This window comes from Pseudomonas sp. s4 (genome assembly GCF_046764235.1).
GTDB classification, from domain to species: domain Bacteria; phylum Pseudomonadota; class Gammaproteobacteria; order Pseudomonadales; family Pseudomonadaceae; genus Aquipseudomonas; species Aquipseudomonas asiatica.
This window is the reverse complement of record NZ_CP177209.1, coordinates 6,286,644-6,308,497: the sequence shown is the minus strand read 5'-3', so window position 1 is coordinate 6,308,497 and position 21,854 is coordinate 6,286,644. Positions and strand designations below refer to the sequence as shown.

Annotated in this window: 16 protein-coding genes; 8 read left to right on the top strand and 8 right to left on the bottom strand. The window is 55.8% G+C overall.

All coding sequences use genetic code 11. The annotated features are described in order from the left end of the window. The first annotated feature begins 3 nt into the window (after positions 1-3). From glmS to ACK56M_RS29155, 5 genes are all read left to right on the top strand, one after another. Positions 4-1,839, top strand: a complete 1,836-nt coding sequence (glmS, locus tag ACK56M_RS29175) for a glutamine--fructose-6-phosphate transaminase (isomerizing) (RefSeq protein WP_411959198.1) — start codon at positions 4-6, stop codon at positions 1,837-1,839. A 279-nt stretch (positions 1,840-2,118) separates the two neighbouring features. Beyond that, positions 2,119-2,973: a TnsA endonuclease N-terminal domain-containing protein gene (locus ACK56M_RS29170; RefSeq protein ID WP_411959197.1), complete on the top strand. Its 855-nt coding sequence runs from the start codon at positions 2,119-2,121 to the stop codon at positions 2,971-2,973. Then, the gene (locus ACK56M_RS29165) at positions 2,970-5,138 is read left to right on the top strand and encodes a Mu transposase C-terminal domain-containing protein (protein ID WP_411959196.1); all 2,169 of its coding nucleotides are present in this window, start codon (positions 2,970-2,972) and stop codon (positions 5,136-5,138) included. The genes ACK56M_RS29170 and ACK56M_RS29165 overlap by 4 nt, the downstream gene beginning before the upstream one ends. Then, positions 5,135-6,595 carry an ATP-binding protein gene (locus tag ACK56M_RS29160; protein ID WP_411959195.1) on the top strand — a complete coding sequence of 487 codons (1,461 nt, stop codon included), beginning with the start codon at positions 5,135-5,137 and terminating at the stop codon, positions 6,593-6,595. The genes ACK56M_RS29165 and ACK56M_RS29160 overlap by 4 nt, the downstream gene beginning before the upstream one ends. 15 nt (positions 6,596-6,610) lie before the next feature. Further along, positions 6,611-8,278, top strand: a complete 1,668-nt coding sequence (locus ACK56M_RS29155) for a TnsD family Tn7-like transposition protein (protein ID WP_411959194.1) — start codon at positions 6,611-6,613, stop codon at positions 8,276-8,278. A 15-nt stretch (positions 8,279-8,293) separates the two neighbouring features. On the opposite strand, the gene ACK56M_RS29150 is transcribed toward ACK56M_RS29155, so the two are convergent. Next, on the bottom strand, positions 8,294-9,967 hold the full coding sequence (locus ACK56M_RS29150) for a TniQ family protein (RefSeq protein ID WP_411959193.1): 1,674 nt from the start codon (positions 9,965-9,967) through the stop codon (positions 8,294-8,296). Between the two features lie 250 nt (positions 9,968-10,217). Beyond that, entirely contained in the window at positions 10,218-11,246 is a 1,029-nt protein-coding gene (locus tag ACK56M_RS29145; protein ID WP_188258425.1) for an IS30 family transposase, read from the bottom strand. Positions 11,247-11,910: 664 nt separating this feature from the next. Between ACK56M_RS29145 and ACK56M_RS29140 the strand changes: the two genes are divergently transcribed. Next, the gene (locus ACK56M_RS29140) at positions 11,911-12,312 is read left to right on the top strand and encodes an antitoxin Xre-like helix-turn-helix domain-containing protein (protein WP_289331939.1); all 402 of its coding nucleotides are present in this window, start codon (positions 11,911-11,913) and stop codon (positions 12,310-12,312) included. 30 nt (positions 12,313-12,342) lie between these two features. On the opposite strand, the gene ACK56M_RS29135 is transcribed toward ACK56M_RS29140, so the two are convergent. Next, entirely contained in the window at positions 12,343-12,771 is a 429-nt protein-coding gene (locus ACK56M_RS29135; RefSeq protein WP_289331938.1) for a hypothetical protein, read from the bottom strand. Beyond that, positions 12,768-14,621 (bottom strand): DEAD/DEAH box helicase, encoded by a 1,854-nt coding sequence (locus tag ACK56M_RS29130; RefSeq protein WP_289331937.1) that lies wholly within the window; start codon positions 14,619-14,621, stop codon positions 12,768-12,770. Before ACK56M_RS29130 ends, ACK56M_RS29135 begins: the two co-directional genes overlap by 4 nt. 801 nt (positions 14,622-15,422) lie before the next feature. On the opposite strand from ACK56M_RS29130, the gene ACK56M_RS29125 reads away from it, so the two are divergent. Next, a complete protein-coding gene (locus ACK56M_RS29125) occupies positions 15,423-16,325 on the top strand; it encodes a DMT family transporter (protein ID WP_405047030.1) in 903 nt (300 codons plus the stop codon). Between the two features lie 145 nt (positions 16,326-16,470). Beyond that, positions 16,471-17,877 carry a GABA permease gene (gene gabP / locus ACK56M_RS29120; protein ID WP_411959192.1) on the top strand — a complete coding sequence of 469 codons (1,407 nt, stop codon included), beginning with the start codon at positions 16,471-16,473 and terminating at the stop codon, positions 17,875-17,877. A gap of 43 nt (positions 17,878-17,920) precedes the next feature. Here the strand turns inward: gabP and ACK56M_RS29115 are convergent, their stop codons facing one another. The 4 genes from ACK56M_RS29115 to ACK56M_RS29100 all read right to left on the bottom strand — a co-directional run bounded on the left by ACK56M_RS29115 (position 17,921) and on the right by ACK56M_RS29100 (position 21,831). Continuing rightward, the gene (locus ACK56M_RS29115; RefSeq protein WP_411959191.1) at positions 17,921-18,961 is read right to left on the bottom strand and encodes a GlxA family transcriptional regulator; all 1,041 of its coding nucleotides are present in this window, start codon (positions 18,959-18,961) and stop codon (positions 17,921-17,923) included. A gap of 65 nt (positions 18,962-19,026) precedes the next feature. Next, the gene (locus ACK56M_RS29110; protein WP_289331934.1) at positions 19,027-19,878 is read right to left on the bottom strand and encodes an ABC transporter permease; all 852 of its coding nucleotides are present in this window, start codon (positions 19,876-19,878) and stop codon (positions 19,027-19,029) included. Next, positions 19,865-20,722 (bottom strand): ABC transporter permease, encoded by an 858-nt coding sequence (locus ACK56M_RS29105; protein WP_411959190.1) that lies wholly within the window; start codon positions 20,720-20,722, stop codon positions 19,865-19,867. The genes ACK56M_RS29110 and ACK56M_RS29105 overlap by 14 nt, the downstream gene beginning before the upstream one ends. Then, entirely contained in the window at positions 20,719-21,831 is a 1,113-nt protein-coding gene (locus tag ACK56M_RS29100; protein WP_045154624.1) for a quaternary amine ABC transporter ATP-binding protein, read from the bottom strand. Before ACK56M_RS29100 ends, ACK56M_RS29105 begins: the two co-directional genes overlap by 4 nt. Between the last annotated feature and the right edge of the window lie 23 nt (positions 21,832-21,854).

The window sequence follows — 21,854 nt, the reverse complement described above, 5'->3', positions numbered from 1 at the left end:
ACCATGTGTGGAATCGTTGGTGCCGTCGCCGAGCGCAACATCACAGCCATCCTGATCGAAGGCCTCAAGCGTCTGGAGTACCGCGGGTACGACAGCGCCGGCCTGGCCGTCCTCACCCAGAACGGTGAACTGCAGCGCCGCCGCCGTATCGGCAAGGTCAGCGAGCTGGAAGCCGCTGTTGCCGCCGAGCCCCTGACTGGCCAGCTGGGCATCGCCCACACCCGCTGGGCTACCCACGGTGCGCCGACCGAAGGCAACGCCCACCCGCACTTTTCTGGCAGTGACGTGGCCGTGGTGCACAACGGCATCATCGAGAACCACGAAGAACTGCGCGAAGAGCTGAAGGGCCTTGGTTATGTCTTCACTTCGCAGACCGATACCGAAGTCATCGTCCACCTGATCCACCACACCCTGAAGAGCGTCCCGGACCTGACCGATGCCCTGAAGGCCGCGGTAAAGCGCCTGCATGGTGCTTATGGCCTGGCGCTGATCAGCACCAGGCAGCCTGACCGTCTGGTAGCCGCACGCAGCGGCAGCCCACTGGTCATCGGCCTGGGCCTGGGCGAGAACTTCCTGGCGTCCGACCAGCTGGCCCTGCGCCAGGTCACCGACCGCTTCATGTACCTGGAAGAAGGCGACATCGCCGAAATCCGCCGTGACCAGGTCTCCATCTGGGACCAGAACGGCCACAAGGTCCAGCGTGAAACCGTGCAGTACCATGAAGGTGCCGAAGCCGCCGACAAGGGTACCTACCGCCACTTCATGCTCAAGGAAATCCATGAGCAGCCAAGCGTGGTGCAGCGCACCCTGGAAGGCCGCCTGGGCAAGGACAACGTGATGGTCCAGGCCTTCGGCCCGAAGGCTGCCGAACTGTTCGCCAAGGTGCGCAACGTACAGATCGTCGCCTGCGGTACCAGCTACCACGCCGGCATGGTCGCCCGTTACTGGCTGGAAAGCCTGGCCGGTATCCCGTGCCAGGTGGAAGTGGCCAGCGAGTTCCGTTATCGCAAGGTGGTGGTGCAGCCGGACACCCTGTTCGTCTCCATCTCCCAGTCTGGCGAAACCGCCGACACCCTGGCCGCGCTGCGCAACGCCAAGGAACTGGGTTTCCTTGGCAGCCTGGCGATCTGCAACGTTGGTATCAGCTCGCTGGTACGTGAGTCGGACCTGACCCTGCTGACCCTGGCCGGCCCGGAAATCGGTGTGGCCTCGACCAAAGCCTTCACCACCCAGCTGGTATCGCTGATGCTGCTGACCCTGGCCCTGGGCCAGGTACGCGGTACCCTGGAAGCAGGCGTCGAAGCCGAGCTGGTTGAAGAACTGCGCCGCCTGCCGGCCCGCCTGGGCGAAGCCCTGGCCATGGACGCCACCGTCGAGAAAATCGCCGAGCTGTTCGCCGACAAGCACCACACCCTGTTCCTCGGCCGTGGTGCGCAGTACCCGGTGGCGATGGAAGGTGCACTCAAGCTCAAGGAAATCTCCTACATCCACGCCGAAGCCTACCCGGCAGGCGAGCTGAAGCACGGCCCGCTGGCGCTGGTGGACAACGACATGCCGGTGGTTACCGTTGCGCCGAACAACGAACTGTTGGAGAAGCTGAAGTCCAACCTGCAGGAAGTACGTGCCCGTGGTGGCGAGCTGGTGGTGTTCGCCGACGAGCAGGCCGGCATGACCAATGGCGAAGGTACCCACGTGATCAAGGTGCCGCACATCGCCGACGCCCTGGCGCCGATCCTGTACACCATTCCGCTGCAGCTGCTGTCTTACTACGTGGCCGTGCTCAAGGGCACCGACGTGGACCAGCCGCGTAACCTGGCCAAGTCGGTTACGGTCGAGTAAGTCGGAAGCCGGGGCGCTTCGCGTTGGCTTTGAACAATAAAGATTGACACAAAACAATAAAGTTTGACACAAGATATTAAAGTTTGACACAACGCGTAAACCCCCGTATCTACGGGGGTTTTACGTTTCTGGGTCAAGCCGTTGGTCTGGATCCGCCGCTTCGCTTTTCAGCGGGAGTAGTCTAGGAAGCCCTTCGAAGTGGTCTCGCAGCGGGCCGTATTTTCCTATTACTTTTTTGAGAGTGAGGTGAAGCGGTCCAGGTGGACTGAGGAGGTAAGGTTGCGCGGTCGTAGGTTTGCGTCAAAGCAGGACATAGAACGGCACATCGCCAATGGATTTGGTGGCGGAGCCGGAGCCGGTTACTTGCCTTGGTTGCGTGTGCAGGATGTCCCGTCGAGAGGACGCTCCCACAAAATCCCGGGCGTTAAGGTAGAACGCCTTCACCACCTCCTGTCCGACCTCGAACGGGCATACCTTCTGGTCTGTGAGTTCTCTGAGGACGTAGTAGACATCCGCGAGCAGTACCCACTACTGCCTGTGGAAAGCACCCAGGCCATTGCACGCGCAATCGGTGTCCGTTATCCCAAATACAAAGCGACCACTCTGCCGATAGTCATGACTACAGACTTTCTTCTGACCGTGAAACAGCCAAGCGGGGACTTCAAGACCGTAGCCAGGACGATCAAGTATCAGCACGATCTCGAAGGGCGGGACGCTATGCGGACGCTGGAGAAACTAGAGGTTGAGCGACGTTTCTGGATGAGCCAGGGAGTTGACTGGAGCATCGTAACTGAAGAGCTTTTCACGCCGGATCTCATTAAAAACCTCGGTCTACTGAGGCGGTATGCACAACTGCCGCGCGCTCTAATGAGCTCGACTTTGCAGTGTGAGTTCCTGGACGCCCTGCAGGAAAGCAAGGCGTATCCATGGACGACGTCAGAGTGCTTACGGAAGATTGCTACCCGTCTGTCCATACCGTACGGCGAGGCTCGTGACCTCTTCTTCAACCTGATCTGGCGCAAGCTGATTCAGATTGATCTGCGCAGCGCTCCTCTGCACCTGAAGTCGCCATTACCTGATTTCACAGTCGTTTACCCGTCCGACACCACCGCCCTGAGCGAGAAATCGTCATGAGTATTTCAATCAATGACGTGTTCGAACCCGTCACGGAATTATCTGTGCTCTCGACCATGGTAAGGGCCATTCACATTGATGAAGCGCACGATGCTGTGATGGTCATAGATCTGATCGAACCGCCAGGAAAGCCTTATCCTGTGGGGTTGGAGGAGCTCCAGCTGTCTCTGGCGGCTGGGGATACGAAGCCCGTGACGTTGTCTGTTCCCGAGTTTCTTTTGGTATTGGAAGAGGATTTGGATGAGGGCGCTAAACGGGACCGGGATGATAAGTGGGCTGTCATAGCACCACTCCTGGATCATGGCTACCCTGGCCAGATTTTTGTCCGCGGCGAGATGGGACGTCTGGTCGGAAACCGTGCCGCCGAGCTCGGTATTCAGCGAAAGACGATCTACCGGCATCTGTATAGATACTGGTTTTATGGTCAGGTAAGAAATGCGCTTCTGAAGAACTACTCGGCAGTGGGGGTTGCGAATCGCACCTACAAACCCGAAGTCCGGCCGGGACGTAAACCAAAATTTCAAGGTGTGCTCGTCTCACCAGCCAAATTGCTCAGTGCTGTTGATAAACGATGCATTCGAGTGGGTTACGCGCTGTACGCTAAAAACAAAACGTCCACGGTCCGCAGTGCCTACGACAAGATGTTGAGTAAATTTTACTCGCTTAAAGACCTTTCGAAGAACGTGGAGAACCGTGTCCGTTTGCTCCCACAATCGGAAATCCCAACGTTTAGGCAGTTCGATTATTGGGGTAAGCAGTTTTTTGACGAAATCGAAACTGACCGCGGGCGGAAAGGAATGGTGAAGTGGCTCAAGGATTGCCGCCCGCTATCCGGCACTGTTCGCGATTGGCTTCGCGGGCCCTGTCATCAATTTGAGATCGACGCGACGATTGCAGACATCTACTTGGTCAACAGCTACTCCAGACGGATGCTGATCGGCCGACCAGTACTGTACATCGTGGTCGACAGCTACTCCGGGATGATCGTCGGCCTGTATGTTGGGTTGGAGGGGCCTAGCTGGAACGGTGCTCGGCAGGCGTTGTTCAACGCTTTCACCTCCAAGGGAGATTTCTGTGCGCAGTACGGTGTTGAAATTACTTCTGAGGATTGGGACTGCCATCACCTGCCGCATCAAATCTATGCTGACCGAGGTGAGATGCTGTCTTTGGCTGCGGAAGGCCTGGCGACTGGACTGGGTATCGAGATGGGTACTGCTCCCCCGTACCGACCGGATTGGAAGCCCATGGTGGAGAGTCGATTCGGCATCTTGAATGATCTGACCGGCATTAGGTGGCTTCCAGGCGGTGTAGCAGCGCGGGAAAAGGAACGGGGCGATCGTGATTACCGACTCGATGCCACTCTGAACCTGAAAGAGTTCACCCAAATCATCATTGAGTGTGTCCTCCACTACAACCGCTATCACCGGCAACCGGAGCGACTCTCCCAAGCAATGATGAATGATGGCATCGAGCCGACTCCGATGGGCATATGGGCCTGGGCATCAGAGAACGACCTGATTCAGGGCAACAACCGGCCTGACGACCTGATCTATCTCCACCTGCTGCCTCGTGAAAGAGCCACCGTACAAAAGAGTGGGGTGCTGTTCCGTGGCATGCACTATGTCTGCGAGGTGGCTATCCAGGAAAATTGGTTCGCCAAAGCGCGCCGCAACGGAGTCTGGTCGATTGAATGCCGGTTTGATCCGAACTCAGCTGCTCACATCTGGATCCAGGGAGAGAACAAGCAGTTTCTCCGCTGTGACCTTCGACGTTCGGATGCGAAATACGCGAGCTATCGCTCTGACGAGGTTTACGATCTTCTGGAAGCGTACCGACAGTCGCCACCAGCTCACAAACGTGCGGAGCTGGAAAGTCGCGTGGGCTTGGTCGAAACGGTCGAGCAAATCATCAGCAAGGCAAAAGCCGAACGTAAGTTTGAACCTCCTGCCAGCACCAAGGCCGAGGCGGTTGCGAGCATCCGTGAAAATCGCGCTGAAGAGCGGCAGCTGGAGCGCGAGAATGCCACTGTTCCATCTGGCGTCCGTGCAGAGCCTATCCAACCACCAGCAGAGCCCCCGGCAGTTGCCCACGATTCCTATGCCGGGCCGCGTAGCGCTCAGGTTATCGATCTGCTCAAAAGACTCCGACCGGGACAATCCCAATGAAAGGTGCACAGACTTTTGCCAGCTACACGAAGCAGCCGATCACGGAGTACGCAGGTAATCCACTGATCGAAGCCCTGCCGCCAATTCTTTCAGAGCCGACGGCGATCGAGCTAATTTCGAATTTTCCTCAGCCAGTACTAGCCGAAGAGCTCGAACTGGATGGGGCAGTTCGGATCCACTGCATTGAGCGCTTGAGAACGGTCGTGCAGCCGTTCCTGTTGCATTTGGAGCTGGAGTCCATGTTCTCGCTGCTGATCCGCCGCGGATACGTAGGACGCAATCCTACGTCAGCCGACACGGTCAGGCATTTGCACTCATTGTCTGGGGCTCAGCGCTATCACGACGCCTTCAAGTCGACAGCTGATTCATTCAGTGTTGTGGGGTTGAGTGGCATTGGGAAGTCCACCGCTCTTCACGCCATTCTGAGCCTTTACCCGCAGACGATTCGACATGAGCGTTATGAGGGAAGTCAGTTCGTACACACCCAAATCACGTGGCTCAAACTCGATTGTCCACGAGATGGCTCCCTGGGTGGCTTCTGCCAGCAGTTCTTCCACGCGGTAGGCGATGCACTCGGTGACAAGGATTATCACAAGCGACATCGACACCGTAACATCAACGATGCTCTGCAGCAGATGGAACAGGTAGCCAGCACGTTCTACATCGGCGCACTGCTCATCGATGAACTGCAGAACCTTCACCTGGCGAAAACAGGTGGCAAGGAAAGCGTGTTGAACTTCTTCCTCCACTTGGTAAACAACATAGGCATTCCGGTGGTGTTCATCGGCACCAATTCGATGATCAGTTTGTTCTCAGACGTCATGCGTGTTGCTCGGCGTAGCTGCGGTGGCGGTATGGTCGAGTTCAAGCGCTTTGAGAAGGACAATGAAGAGTGGCAGCTACTGGTTGAGAACCTCTGGAGTTATCAGTGGTGTAAACAGACGACCGAGCTGACCCCCGAGATTTTCGACGCGCTTTATGAGCACACTCAAGGTGTAACTGACTTCTTGGTTAAGCTTCTTGTGCTGAGTCAGCGTTATGCCATTCAGAGTGGTTCCGAATGCCTGAGCACTGAGATCATTGCCAAGGTGAGCAACACCAAGATGCAGATACTCAAACCGGCGTTATCGGCTCTGCGCAGCCGAGACCCCGCTCGCATGCGGCAGTTCGATGACCTCCTTCCCATCGAAGAGCAGCTGATAGAAATGATGGCGTTTGATGCTTTTCCACGAGCTGACCGGCTTGCTTTGCTTCGTGGAGTGACGTCGCTTGCGAAGCCAGAGGGCCCAGGTCACATCGCTGTCGCAAGTAAGCCCACGGCTCCTGCAGCTGCTCCGGTGGAGGAATCAGAAGCTAGAGCATTGAGCGAGCAACCGGACACCATTGCCGCACTGAAATCAGCTGGCTGGATAACCACGGACCTCTTTGAGTTTTCACCGGCCTACCGAAAATCTTGAGTTGGAGGTGATGGAGTGGAGCTCAAATTCCATTTCTTCCCTACCGCTTTTCCCGACGAGACACTTCACAGTGTCCTCTCTCGCTATGCCCGACTGTGCGGGGGGAGTAGTCGTAAAGCAGCTTTTGCTGGCGAGCGAGCAGCAGCCTCATTCACGCAGAACATAGCGTTTCCAAACCGATTAGCTGACTTGGTCGAGGCACTCCCCCGCGGCGCGGATCTATCAGTCGGGCAAATTATCAAGCGTCATACCGTAGTGCCCTATTACGCGCCGTTTCTCACCAAGGACCAGCTGAGGCATGCCCTGGTCTCAATGGCTGGCGACGGTAAAGCGCTGATGCTCAAGCTGGGTGTTAACGCCAGCAGGCTTGGTGGTGCATCGAGAGTCAGGTTCTGCCCGCTATGCCTCAATGAAGACATCAATCGAGTAGGAGCAGCTTACTGGCACCGAGTTCACCAACTTCCAGGGGTACTGGTATGTCCTCACCATAAACAGATGCTCAGGGTAGTTGATCCAGGCTGGTCTAGTCGGAACTCAAGGCAACTCAGCCTGCCTGACGATGAATGTGTGCAGAAACATTCTGCCCAGCTAGATGCTGCCTTGGGCACCATCGCAGGCTTGCATCAGATTGCAGTGACCTCACTGCAGCTCCTAAATGCGGAGCTGCCCTCGCTGTCTGGATCATGGGTGCGCTCCTGTTTTCTTCATGCCGCTCAGGATTTGGGTTTGGCTTCTGGCTCACAACGTCTGGATTTGCATAGGCTGGCCGTACATATGGACAGTTTTTTTAAAACCCTTCCGGCCGCTGGCGAATTCTCGATTCTCGGCGATGCGCCCGCAGATACGCCTGCAGTGTGGGTCACTAAGCTACTACGAAAGCCGAGGAGATCACACCATCCGCTTAAATACATCGTGCTCGCCGGCGCACTCAAGGTCGATTTGGTCAGCATTCTGAGCAGAGACTCTCCACTTAAAAACGAGGGTAGTGATGAATCACCACGTGCACTTCTCATTGATCGAGGCGCGTCAATCAAGCCAGCGTTTGAAAGGGCAGATAAGCTGCCAAATGATATCTGGACGCTCGCCCTTTCAGGTGCCGATGCAAGGGCAATTGCTTCCGCACTGAACGTATCGCAGGTATCTATTTACCGATTTATTCGAGCCATCAAGGGTGGGCCGGCGGCTTGGAGATATGCGAGATTCATCATGACGCGCGATCATCGCAGGAAGGCTTTCGAGGCGGACTACCGGTCTCTGAAGGCTCATGATTGCGAGGGGTACGCTTGGCTGTATCGATGTGATCGCGATTGGCTCTCCAGCTACATCGCGGAGCATGGCTGCACTCATAGTTGTCGAGCTCATCGTGAGGAGGGATTCGCGGTATTGGATGAGAGGCTTGCCGGACAAATCATTGAGTGTGCCGCGCGACTTCGCGCTTTACCTGGAAAACCTGTTCGGATTTCTCGAAGCAGGATTGGTCGAGAGATGAACGTCCTGTCCCGCCTCGAAAAACAGTTATCCAAGCTGCCGCTCTGTTCAGCAGCGCTGGCCGAAGCTTGCGAGTCTTCTCACGAATTTCATGCACGACGACTGCAATGGGCCGAGGCTAAGCTGCTGAGTGAAGGACGGGCTTGGACCCGGTCAGCTTTGTATCACACCGCTTCTATCAGGCCTGTAAAGTGATCTCTTGGAAGCGTATCAGGATTGTGTCGCAGACTTCACAGGGCGGTATGCGTAGCCTCCGAGTGGGACATCATATCCAGGAGGCCCCTCCCATTTTCGGGTTACGCCAGTCGATTTAAGGATTTTGTCTGGGTCGACGCCTTTTTTGACGAACTCCTCCAAATCCCATTCAAAAAAACTTATAAGAACTGGCAGCACTTGGCCAGGTACCCTTGAAACCAATTTAAGATTGCTGTAATTCAACGGGAGACCAAGTCTTATCAGTTCAGCAAAAGCCCAAATCAATCGTCTCAAATGAAAATGCCAGATTGACTCCTGTTGTAGATCAACCTGCTGGGCAACCAAAGGGAAATTTCGCTGCCGAGCCGCTGCTGCCGAGCCTATACGTATAGGAAGTAACTTCAGAAGATTGCCTTTGTTTACTCGCTTAATTTCATTTTGAATTCGATATAATTTTTCGGCCCCAGAGGAAATAATCGCGGAAAACGACTCATCGCGGGGGTCATTGGTTTTTTCCACGATTACAGGTTCTGGCTTTTCTGCAGAAAGTTTTGTCATTAGCCATGTGCTGTCATTTTCCTTGAGCCAGCGTGTGGCTTGGTAAGCATTTTTCCAAAGATATTCAAGACCAGCATCTGAGCGCAGTGCTAAAAGCGTTTCAATCTTTTTCCGATGTTGAGTTTTCTTGCTCGGTTGTTTTTTGGTTTTGGTAGGTGAATTTAGTTTAGAAGAACTACTCAGTATTAGTTCACGGTTCAATGCCTCATGAAATTTATCAGCGCTGCCAAAAAGGTGCAGTGCAAGGATCAGGTGTCGTGCAAGTGGTAAGTCCATTTGTCCACCGCGGTGGCTGAACCGGAGCCACTGGTTGTGCTGGCACTTTCCGAAAGCGCCATCCATCTTCGAGAGATGTTCATTGCCGAACTTCATTCGTATACTTTCAAATAGCTTGGATTTACTCACCAATTCACCGCAGGTAAAGCCGCGTTTTCGGCACTGCCTCACATAGCATAAAGATAAAGCTTCCCCACTAATCAAAGGAAGATCACGTGTCAGTATGTCATGTGCGAAAGCTGCAAATTTAACTTCAAGGTCAGAACCCTTCGGTTCTGAGGCAGGTGATAGGGCACTCCAACCGCAGATACAAGACTCTGTCAAATTTGGCAGTAATTTTAACTTTCGATAAAACGGGTGGCTACAGTTCGGGCAGTCGTGAATCAAAGTGTTGCCGTGGCGCCAACAGACGGTGACACCAGGTAAATGGTGAGATCGGTGCCAATACGCGTAACCCAGTTCGATGAGGTCCTGTTGGACACAGCTAAGGCAGATCCGTGCCTTGCCATGGATCGTACCTTCCCGGCGAGGAATACGGGCCGCTCCCGAGTAAACGTTGGCTCTGGTAGGGCTTGTGGCCGCGTCAGCTTTTACGCCTAGAAAAGGCCTGTAAGCGGGAAACGTGGTGTTGCCGCAGATGAGCTCTTCGAGATTTCGCTCCTCGTCACCTGGCAGCCTCCCTGCCAGGACCTCAATTTTCTTCGGCAGCATACCCACGCCAAATGGGTCAGAGCCGAACAGATCACGGAAGGTCTCCGCTTCTGTTCTGTTGCCTGAAAGGAAGTGATAGCGGGTGATACGAGAATGGAGTGTCTCGTCAGGCATCGACATTGGGAAAAATAGTAGATCAGACATCTGTTACCGACTTACAAATGAGACTCGGAAAGGACGCGCATCCAGTGACAGGCACACTTGTAACACACCAAATCCTGTATCGGGGCTAGGATTTTTGAAATTTTTCATGCCATGAAGGCAAGAATCCGAGCCAATTCTTCGCTTACGATTATGTATCTGTTCGATACACATCACGTACTGATCAAGAAGCGCTTTGATCGGTACTCGCCATTGATTTAGGGGGCGGTTGCAGAAGCTGAGTGCAACACGGTTATTGGATTGAAGTGGGCGCATCGTGCCGCATAGCCATGGCCTTTTGCATCACCTCACTCATCATTTCGATCGGACATTTGAAATCGAAGCGCTTACGGGGACGCATATTCAGTTGCAAGGCAATGGCGTCCAGCTCCTCCTGGCTATGTACCGACAGGTCTGTGCCCTTGGGCAAGTACTGGCGAATCAGGCCGTTGATGTTTTCGTTGCTGCCGCGCTGCCAGGGGCTGTGCGGGTCGCAGAAGTAAATTGCCACCCCGGTCTGCTGGGTGATTTCAGCATGCCGCGCCATTTCTCGGCCCTGGTCGTAGGTCATGCTCTTGCGCATCGCCAGCGGCATGCCATTGAGCGCTGCACTGAAGCCTTCCATCGCCGAGGTCGCCGTCGCGTCGTTCATCTTTACCAGCATCAGGTAGCCACTGGTTCGCTCCACCAGCGTGCCTACACACGAGGCGTTGGCCTTGCCCTTGATGAGGTCGCCTTCCCAATGCCCCGGCATCAGCCTGTCTTCAATCTCCGGCGGGCGCACATGAATACTGACCATCTCGGGGATCTGGCCGCGCCGATCCACGCCACCAGAGCGCGGTCGGCGCGTCGTCTTGCCTTGGCGCAGACAGATGATCAGCTCCTTACGCAGCTCACCCACTGGCAGGGCATAGATCGCGTTGTAGATCGTCTCGCGACAGACGTAGGCTTCTCTGAGGCTGGGAATGTTCATGCTGCGCAGCTTGCCGGCAATCTGCTCGGGAGACAAACGCTCGCGCAGCATATGGGCCACCAACTGGAAGCGCTCACTACTCGGCAAGAGCTTTCGTTTCGGTCGACAGCGTTGGCGGCGGGCCTGCATTTGCTGCTGGGCCAGGCGGGCCGAGTAGCCACCGCAAGCACCTCGGTTACGGCGCAGCTCACGGCTGATGGTCGAAGGGGATCGGTTGATCAAGCAGGCAATCCTGCGCAGGCTGAAGCCTTGGGTACGACCGATTTGAATGGTGGCGCGTTCTTCAACGCTGAGTTCGGAATAAGACATAGGGGCAGCACCGTACCGGAAAGGTCAGGTGTTGCACTCAGTTTTTGCCGCCGCCGGGAATTAAACCTGTCGCACGGGAATTAAAACTTTCGCAGGTAAGCCTGTCCGAGAAAAATCCGGGTTGGCTGGGTGCCTTGACGCACCCAGCCTAAAATTACGACTCATAATCCATTTGACACGCGTGTCATCCTGTATAGGCTTGTAGTCGAGGACTGCAACTGCGCATCCGTTGGGACTGGGTACCAGCAAGGCCCCCCCGCAATTTCGGCAGCAGAGAATGCTGGTTTCTCTGAAGTAGTGACGACGGCATAGCCGGTCGGATTCTGAACCCAAGGTCGCAAGGCTGGGAGTTAAAGGATCGCTGCGACTACTCCTCGAACCTTCCGAAAAGGCACCTTTGGGTGTCTTTTTTTGCACCTGGTATCTGGCGTTGGTTCATCAACCGCAAGCGTTGAACGATGACGCGGGATCAGTCGCTGAGGGGCCAACCAACCAATGCTGTTGCGTATCCAACCTGATGAATCTCTGCGCTCATAGGCCATCGAGCGGTTTTTGGGAAAACGCCAATGATTTGGAGTGGTCTAGTCCGGTACAAGGACGGCGGTAGCTTTGATTACCAGCTTGCTCAGCGTTAAGCTCTTTAAATAGCGTAGGAGTTGAAATCATGATCAACAGACAGCGCTTCAGCGGTGAGCAGTGTTCGGTCGGCTTGAAGGTCGCCCTTCGAATCATCAATGCCTGGCGAGCAACACCGGCGCAGGCTTGCAGCATCCTACGGATCTCTAAATCGACCTATCGTCGCGCTGCGCGGGGTCAGGAATGTGGACAAAGACTGGATTTGGATCAGCAGCAGCGGATTGGCCTGGTGATAGGTATCCACGGTTTCTTGAGAGCTGCATTTAGCAACCAGGATAATGTGAAGGGCTTTCCAGGGTTCAAGAATGCCAATCCATTCTTTGAGGGGCGCACGCCTCTGGAGATCATGGCCCAAGGAGACCTGATCTCTCTGTACGAGACGTATCGGCGGATTGAGCAGATTCACTGCGGCGAAATCATCGCTGCTTGATGATCAGCCGCAGTAAGGAGAAGGCGAGGGTTAGGCTACCAACCGCAGACGAGGAGCGATCGCAAGGTAGTCTTGCGGTATGGTCGATAGGATCGCGGCGACGCTCTCCTGTGACAGCCGGTTAGAGAGCAACGCTTCAAGTTTGGCCAACCGTTCTTGAACGGCGCGGGTGCGATCCCACTGAATGGCGAAGCGCTTGGCAGCGACCTTCTGCTCCACAAGCACCAGATAACGGCTGACGTCGTAGGTGTAGCGCATGGTGACCTTGCTCGACGATCCGTCATCATCTGCCTCTTGGAAGGTCAGTTCGAACACCAGGCCCTGAGAGGTTTTCCGGGCCGAGGACTCAACGTAGTCTTCCTCGAAGAGATTGTCGATGAGCTCACTTGGCTGAACGCCACGGGTTACGTGGAGAGTCGAGAGCTCATCAACCAGAATTTTGATGGATTCAAGACTCATTTCAGCATTCTCCTCAGTTCGTTGATGATCACTTCCACGTCCTCAATTGACCTGGTCAGCAAGCCATTGTCACGGTCAGCAACCCTACCGAATTTCTTCGCCAGCTTGGTGTTGATAAAGCTGACCAGTATACCGTCGTTAGGTGTGTTGGGTTTCACCATCGGCAGGTGGTTTTTGAATATCGGATAAAGGGTAGAAGCTTTCTCTGGAATCTGCAGGTCGCTGAGCAAGGTCGCGACTTCGTCTTGGGCCTTCTTCGTCAGAATCTCACGAAGCTGCTTGCGGGCGATCTCGGGCCGCTTCTCGACAAGGTTGGGATCTATGATTTGAGCCGCTTTCTTCGTCTCGGCGTTCAGGAACACGTTCTTGAGCTGTGCTAACACCTCCGCGTCGTAGCCCTCGAGACCTGTAAGCGCCTGGACCTTTTGGGTCGCGATGGATTCGACCTCAGCTCTTTTCTCAGAGAAGATCTTATTGAAGTCCAGGTCTGCAAGATAGGAATCTTGGTCACTCACGAATGCTTCGGAGGTAGAAACACCACCTAGCTCCTGCTCTTTGCGGGTGTAGTCCTCATCCGTGATGGTGTAGTCGCGTGTCCGCTGATGTTTTGCCCGATCAACCTCAGTCTGAAAGGCCGTCCACATCGCGTCCAGCCCGGTTTCCTTGTGATATATCACCACGGCATTGTTATCGATCTCAAAGGCCGTGATCTCCTCTTCCGGAATCGCTCGCAGGACCCTGCCGACGATCTGCGCAAAGGCGTTTTCACTTCGGTAGGGCCGGAAAAGCGCAAGAACTGTGAGGTAGCGGTGGTCGTAGCCTTCCATCAACATGTTCACGGAGATGACGACATCGCATTGATGGTTGTCGATAACCCGAAACGCTGCAGCGATATCGGCCTGATCCATGTAGCTGTGCACGACAGCCACCTTCAGGTTTTTGGACTGATACCAGGTGCGCAGGTCCTCCGCATGGGTGATGCTGCAGCCAACAGCGAGAATCTTATGCGGCACATTTGGAGAGGTTTCCCGAAGCTCCGCTAGCTTCTGAATGCTCAGGTCGATAACGTCCATCGAGCATTCCGGAGACAAGGCGACGCTACGCTCTACCCACTCCCGGTCTTTGTATTCGAGGACTTGTTCCTTTGATAACCGGATGCCTGGCTGTTCAGCGATTGTGAAGTAAAGCTCGTGAGCACTGACGGTCTCTTTCCTCAGCCACTTCACGTACCGGTCACGCATCACCTCAGACAGCGGTGTCTTGTGGATCAGCTTTCCTGGCACTTCCTGGTTGTCGCCGCGAAATGGGGTGCCTGTCACGAAAATCTTCTTGGCCTTGGAGAAATGGGCCAAGGTTTTTTGCCAGCTGCCCGCCGGCGCATGGTGCCCTTCATCGATGATGATTAGGTCGAAGAAATCAGGAGCCACCCGCTTGGTTAGTGACTGTCCGCGCTCGTTGTACACCTGCTGGATGTTCGAGTAGACGAAGTGGGCCTGTTCCAGGCTGGACTGATGTGTTTCTGACGTGAATTCACACGTGACCGGCAGATCCTCAGCACTGAAGATCACATCGAAATTGATCCAGAAATTGTCTTCCAGCAGATCCTGGGTCTTCCGGATGCTCTGCTTTGTGACCAAGCCCGGTGTGATGATCAACACGCGACCCTTTGCCAGGCCAAACGGCACGATGGAGATCAGGCCACTTTTACCTGTGCCGGTCGGTAGGACGATCAGCGCATCCTCGTTGGAATTTTCAAAGTGCTCCAGCGCTTTGATGTAGGCCTCGATCTGCGGGCTGCGCAGCTTCTTATTGCCGAGGATGTTAGCTGCCGTTTCGGTGAAGTAATTCATAGACAGTCGAGGTTCCTATCGGCGGCGCGCGCCAAGGTGCCCGCACGCACGGCTGCTGCTCGGCGTCGGGAGGAAAAAATTGGAATTGTTCGAGGTGCAGCAGACGGGGGCATTGAAATATCCATATTTCGGGCCAGACATCATTAGGCGTCGTGATGGCTTAGCGTGAGCACTGTGGTTGATTGTAGCCCAGTGATATCACGCTTTGGGGCCTGATTCTCCTGTGAATGCGGTTCGTGGCATGCACCGGCCGCAGTGCTTGATCAGGCACGGACCGGCCTCAACGCGATCACGCTGTAGACCAATTCGATGTAAACCACTTTTTTAACCTGTAAACCTCTATGGTTTACAGGTTAAAAAAGTGGTTTACACGCCATGATCCTTTGCCTTCGATGATGGAGTGAAAACGTCCTGAGGCGGACAGTATCGGGGCCCTGGAGCAGACAGAAAACTCTGAGGCAGCGTGAACCTAGGTGTTCATGAATGCTCCAGGCAGGACCATGCGCCGCTTGCGCAATGTCGACTTAGGACATGCTCCATGTCCGGTTTGGACAAGATCTTGTCCTCCCCAATCGGTCGATCAAGCTTTCTACCTTCAATAATTCACATAACGGCTTGCCTCGCGCCACAGGCCAGCCGTTGCAGTTTTCGAGTAAGCAGCCTCGTCTTACAACTCCAATGCTGCGGCGCCCTTGCACCGGCAATCCGGTAGCACTCCTAAAAAATAGAACTTACTACGTTTCTAACGCCGCGCCGCGCCGCGCGGAACGCGTTCGCGCGCTTATTGAAGACTTGACTGCCATGATCGCTACTTCTGCTTCCAGCACCGGTGTATCCACCGGTCATCGCAATGCTTTGCTCGCCGCACACGTCGCTGCGGTGCTGTTTGGGCTTACCGGTATCCTCGGGGCGTTGATTCTCGCCGATGCCAGCGTCATTACTTTCGGCCGAGCGACATTTGCCTTCATTGCCCTTGGGTTTGTTGCTGGCCTCAAGGGCACTCGTCTGTTGGATGCCCTGAGCTGGCGCAATCTACCGGTCATTGGCCTCACTGGCACTTTATTGGCCGCCCACTGGGTTACGTTCTTCATTGCTGTGAAAGTGGGGGGCGTAGCAGTCGCTACGCTCGGCTTCGCCAGCTTCCCCGCGTTCATCGCTTTCGTGGACTTGCTATTGTTTCGCGAGCGTATCGGTAGAACCGAAGGCCTGCTGCTGTTGATGGTGACAGCTGGGCTGGTGTTGGTGGTTCCTTCATTCGACCTGCTCGACAAGGGCACTGTCGGTTTGGTTTGGGGATTGGCTTCGGGCTTGTCATTCGCACTGCTGGCGGTGGCTAACCGTCGCCACACAGGGGGTATGAACGCCCTGCAGATCGCGTTTTGGCAGAATGTGGTAGTGGCAGCGCTGATGGTCCCCTTTGCGTTTAGCCACCTCGCCACTGCCAGCCTGCGGGCTGATGACTGGGTAAACCTGGCGCTGCTGGGCGTTTTCTGCACCGGGCTTTCGCAATTTCTTTTCGTAAAGAGCCTGGATGGCCTGCAGGCGCGCACGGCTGGGATGATCATCGCCCTGGAGCCTGTGTATGCAATCGCTTGTGCTTGGTGGCTATTTGGCGAACAGCCTTCACTGCGCATGGGTGCTGGGGCGGCGCTGGTGGTGCTGGCCACTGTGTTGAGCGCCCGCTGCAAACCATCATCTCACTGACGCTGTGTAGCCCGGAATATGTCCGGCTCACTCCATTTGGTGTCCGAACCAGTCAATTGAGCCCTGTTTTCGCTCTCTATGGTTAAGCGGTGACGTGCCCTGGCACTGCACCCTACCCATAACAAGAGCAAAAGCAGGGACCATAATGACTATGACGACGTCTGGGAAAGCCAGCGATCAGTTGGCGCAGGGATTCAAGCCTCGACATGTGACTATGTTGTCGATTGCCGGAGTGATCGGCGCGGGTTTATTCGTAGGTTCCGGACAAGCGATCGCTGCGGCAGGTCCGGCAGCGATCATTGCCTATGCGCTTGCTGGCGCTCTCGTAGTGCTGGTAATGCGCATGCTAGGCGAGATGGCGGTGGCGAGTCCTGACACCGGTTCCTTTTCCACTTATGCAGATCGTGCAATCGGGCGCTGGGCCGGTTTCACCATTGGCTGGCTGTATTGGTGGTTCTGGGTTCTGGTGATTCCGATCGAGGCGATTGCTGCCGGCGTCGTGCTCAACAACTGGTTTCCCGGGGTTCAACCCTGGTGCTTCGCGTTGTCGATGACAGTGCTACTCACCGCCACAAACCTGTTCAGCGTGGCCAAGTACGGTGAGTTCGAATTCTGGTTCGCAATGCTCAAGGTGATCGCGATCGTCGCCTTCATCGCACTTGGCGGATTCGCTTTAGCAGGGGCACTGCCGGCACGCGAGGTCAGCGGTCTGGCAAGTCTGATGAGCGCCCATGGTGGTTTCATGCCTAATGGCTGGACGGCCATCATTGGTGCCTTGCTCACCACCATGTTCAGCTACCTCGGCACCGAAGCAGTCACTATCGCCGCTTCCGAATCTGCCGACCCCGCCCGAAATATCGCTAAGGCCACACGCTCGGTGATCTGGCGGATAAGCGTGTTCTACCTGCTTTCCATCTTCATCATCATATCGGTGGTGCCATGGAATGATCCGCTGCTGCCACTTCATGGTTCCTATCAACGGGCATTGGAGATCATGAACATTCCCTATGCCAAGCTGATGGTAGATATTGTGGTGTTAGTGGCGGTGGCCAGCTGCCTGAACTCGTCTATCTACATCGCTTCGCGCATGATGTTCTCTCTTGCCAAGCGCGGAGATGCACCGGTTGCCATAGGCCGTACTTCCAGAGCCGGTGTACCTCGGGCGGCCGTGATAGGCAGCACTCTGATTGGCATGGTGACCACCATCATCAACTACTTCGCACCGTCTGAGGTGTTTGCATTTTTGTTGGCCAGTTCGGGTTCGATTGCTCTGCTGGTATACCTCGCTATCGCTTTCTCACAGCTACGCATGCGAGCCGTGCTGGAGAAGCAGAACCAAGTGATTGCCTTCAAGATGTGGCTCTACCCATGGCTTACCTATGGGGTGATTGGCTTTATCATTTTCGCCCTAGGCGTGATGTTCGTGATGCCCCAACATCGATTGGAGGTATCGCTAACCATCGGCTTGGCCTTGGTGATCCTGGTAATAGGTGTGATCAACAGCCGGCGCCATGGGCAGGTGATGCCGCTGTCGACGACAGAAGCTGCGTGACATGGAAAGCCCGTTCGCAGAACGTCTGCGCGCGGGCTCTACGTCAACTGGGTTCGCGCTGCATGCTTTTCACGCAGGCAAAGCGTTTTTCTTTAGAAGGACTGTATCCGAAGAACGACGCATAGCACTTGCTGAAGTGGCTTGCAGAGACGAACCCGCATGCCACGGCCACGCCCAATAGAGGCAGGTCGGAATACTGCAGCAGCCGTCGGCTTTCGGTGATGCGTAGCTCCAGGTAGTAGCGCACAGGAGTTGTCCCCAGCTGATGCCGGAACAAGCGTCCGATCTGGCGCTTCGAACGACCTACGTATTCGGCTATCTGATCCTGGCTCAGGGGCTCTTCGATGTTCGCGGCCATCAGGCTGATCGCTTCACGTAGCGGCTCACTGATGTTGGTGTGAGGTGCCGGGACAGTGCGCCGGTAGCGGGACGCCTCGAAAGCCAGTATGGCGGTTACGCCATCAGTCAACGCCGTGCCTCTTCTTTGCCCCAACCACTCAAGCACCATGTTGAACGCGCCTGCAGGACTCGCCGCGCTCAAGCGGTCACGGTCGACGACGAAGCTGTCTGTGCTTACGTGACTGTGATGGGCGATTTCTGCTACGGCCCCACGGTGCTCCGGATGAACAGCGCAGCGGTAGCCGTCAAGCAACCCCGACTGCCCTAAGAACCATGCGCCGTTCCACAGTCCGGCCAATGCAACTCCCTTTCTTGCCAGGCCTTGTAGGCATGCGCTCAAGTCAGCGGAAGCTACCAGTGCGGTTCGCAGGCCACCGCAAATCACCAGCAAATCCAAGGGTAGCTTGAGGCTTTTCTCCAATGATGCTGCTGGAGAGATATCGATACCCAGGTCACTGATTACTGACTGGCCGTCCAAGCTGAAGGTGGTACTCACACAGGTTTCTGGCTGAATCAGATTGGCAGTAACCATAGTGTCTAGGGCCTGAGTAAACGCCAACAACGAGAAGTGCTCGAGCAAGAGAAAGCCCACACGCGTCTGTTGATGGGTGGGCTGTTCGACCGAGTGGGTGAAACGCGAATTGTGCCCATTCAGGGCATTACTGAAGCTACGAGTGGGACGCAACGGTGTTTCTCTTTGATCATGCAAAAGTTGTGGCGGGCCAGAACCGCCCGCCGTTTTTTCCGGGCTTACTGAAGTTGCGGCCCAGCCCGACGGCTGAGTAGGCCTCGTGAGAGCCGGTCGAGTAATAGAGCCACGGCGACGATAGCCAAGCCCGCACGTAGGCCTAGCCCCATTTCCATGCGCGTCAGGCCGCGAGTAACTTCGGCGCCCAAGCCGCCTGCACCGACCAACCCGGCCAGAACGACCATCGCCAGCGACATGAGGATGCACTGATTGAGGCCAACCAGCAGGGTAGGCAAGGCACTGGGAAGCTCGATCTTGAACAAGATGGTGCTGGGTTTTGCACCGGTAGCCTGGCCGAGTTCCAGCAGGTCTTTGGGTACCTGGCGGAAGCCGAGCGTGGTCAACCGCAGCATCGGCGGGATGCCATAAATGATCGTCGCCATGATCGCCGGCACTTTGCCCAGGCTGAAGATGATCACTGCGGGGATGAGGTACACCCATGGCGGGACGGTCTGCATCACGTTCAGCAGCGGACTTACGGCGTTGTCGAAACGTTTTACACGAGCTGCAAGGATGCCGAGCGGGAAGGCCACGGCAACCGCAATCAGTACAGCCACGGACACCAAGGCGATGGTCTGCATGGAAGCGGTCCAGAAACCACTTAGCCAGCAAAAGCCCAGTAGCACGCCTGCAAGCCCTGCGCTGCGCAGGTTAATCAACAGCCCCGACACAATGCATACACCGGCAATCATGGCGTAAGCCGGTGGTAGCAACAGCAGCGCCTCGATCGCGCCTAGCATGGCCTCGACGAAGCGGCTTATGACGGCGAACAGCCCATGCAAGTTGGTGTTCAGCCAGTCGAACAAGGGGGCGAGGTAGGCGCCGGGGGAGAGGTTCATTTCAGTGAGCGTCATGACGTGCCTCCTCGGCAGTGCGAATGCCACTCTGTGCCAGCCGGTCGAGGATCAGAGTAAGGACCACGATCGCGATCGCTGCGTTGATCGAGCGGGCGATGTCCAATGTCCGAATAGCGCTGTAAATAACTTCCCCAAGGCCTCCAGAACCGACGATCCCTGCGATAACCACCATGCCGAAGGCCATCATCAAGCTCTGGTTGATACCAGTCATGATGCTTGGCATGGCGAACGGCAAACGGATTTTGACGAATTGTTGCCATCCGGTTGTGCCGCTTGCATTCCCCAGTTCCAGAAAAGCTTTGGGGGTCATCCGGATGCCCAGTGCAGTGAGGCGTAGCACTGGGGGTACGGCAACGATGACCGTTGCTACCAATGCTGTGCCAGTGCCGTAGCCGAGCAAGGCGATGGCAGGCAGCAGATAGATGTATGGCGGTAACGTCTGAACCAGGTCCATGGCCGGTTCACAGATGCGATTCACCGCTGGAGACAGGCCGGCCACTACGCCGCAGGGAATCCCGCTTACCAGAGCGAGGCTGGTGGCAGTAAGTACCAGGGCCAAGGTACTCATAGTTTGCGACCACAATCCCATCAGCGCGCACATCAGCAGCGCCAAAAAGGTACCCAGCGAAAAGCGCCACCCTGCCAAGCGCCATGCCAGCAGGGCGAACAGCAATGCCACAGCATAAAAAGGTGGTACTTCCAGTACCGTATAGACCGCCTGATACAAAGCCTTCAGCAGGTCGTTGAACAGGTCGAACAAGCCAGCGGCATTGTCTGACAGCCACATCAAGGCATTGTCGACATGTTCATCGAAGGCGGAAGCGAAGTCTTCGGGGTTCATACGAGACCCTCCACAGACGTACGTGCCTGAGCATGGGATTCGTCGTCCCGGACCCCTTGGACAGCGCGAAGCAGGTCACGCTGGCTTATCACTCCCAGCAATGTTCCGTTGTCGCGCACGCCCACAGCGTCGTGGCCTGAGCGAATCAACAGGTTGATAAGGGAATCCAGGTCACTTTCGGGGGCCGCGCATTGCAAGAGCTCGGGGTTTTCGTGCGGGTGGCGGGCACTGTATTCGGCAAGCGGCTGCATGATGGAGTGGGCTTTGACCAAGTGCAGGCGCGAGATCCCTGCGACGAACTCGGCTACATAATCGTCGGCCGGGTTTAGCACGATGTCTTCGGCGGTGCCTTCCTGGATGATCACCCCATCTTTCATGATGGCGATACGGTCACCGATGCGAATGGCCTCTTCCAGGTCGTGGGTAATGAACACGGCGGATTTGCCCAACGATTTGGTCAGTTCCCTGAACTCGTCCTGCAGCTGCCGGCGGATCAGGGGGTCCAGGGCGCTGAAGGGCTCGTCCATTAGGATCACCTCCGGGTCGGAAGCGATTGCCCGGGCAAGACCGACACGCTGTTGCATGCCGCCCGAGAGTTCGGCGGGATAGCGGTTGGCCCAATCGCTCAGACCAACCTTGGCCAGGGCGCGCCCGGCCACCTCATGACGTTTGGTCTTGGACAGGCCTTGCACTTCCAGCCCGAAGGCTGCGTTCTCCAATACAGTGCGATGTGGCAGCAAGGCGACACTCTGGAACACCATACCGATATGCTTGGCACGTACTTCCCTCAGTGCGGCAGCGTCCAGTTGGGCGATGTCGCGGCCCTTGACCAGGATTTCGCCGCTGGTAGGAACTATCAGGCGATTGAGAAGCCGGATAAGCGTGGATTTGCCACTGCCAGAGAGACCCATGATGCAGAAGATTTCGCCGCGGCGTACCTGCAGATTGACGTTGGAGACGCCTACAACGCAGCCATAATCCTGGAGAATCTGGGTTTTTGTCAGGCCGCGCTCACGGTAGGCCTGCATGGCGGCCGGCGCGCGGTCGCCGAAGATCTTCCAGACACCGCGGCAATCGACCAGTGTTTCAACAACATTCTTGGTATTCATGTGTGCACCCGAACCAGAGTTTT